The 391-nt window shown below is 70.3% G+C and carries 1 protein-coding gene; it reads left to right on the top strand.

Features of this window, described 5'->3' with window-relative positions:
- Window positions 1–50: 50 nt before the first annotated feature.
- On the top strand, window positions 51–391 hold a 341-nt coding region (locus NEV57_RS15900), incomplete at its 3' end, for a CP12 domain-containing protein (RefSeq protein WP_257659295.1).

A 391-nucleotide genomic window follows, 5' to 3' on the forward strand; every position in this document is an offset into this window, starting at 1 on the left:
CAGCTACAAACGCCCACATCACACGCAGAAATCCGCATCAACAGCCAGCCATGGCGTCCACGCTGACCAACGTCGGCCTGTCTACCCCGGCGGCGGCGGCGTCGTCCCTCGTTAGGCCGGTCGCCGGAGCTGGACGCGTGGTGTTTCCCCGTGTTGGCCGCGGCGGGTTCGCGGCGGTGAGGGCGAGCGGGCCGGCGACGCCGCCGGACATCTCGGACAAGATGTCGGAGAGCATCGACAAGGCGAAGGAGGCGTGCGCGGAGGACACGGCGAGCGGCGAGTGCGCGGCGGCGTGGGACGAGGTGGAGGAGCTGAGCGCGGCGGCGAGCCACGCGCGCGACAAGCTCAAGGAGACCTCCGACCCGCTCGAGGCCTACTGCAAGGACAACCC

Source organism: Parapedobacter lycopersici, assembly GCF_024643285.1.
GTDB lineage: Bacteria > Bacteroidota > Bacteroidia > Sphingobacteriales > Sphingobacteriaceae > Parapedobacter > Parapedobacter lycopersici.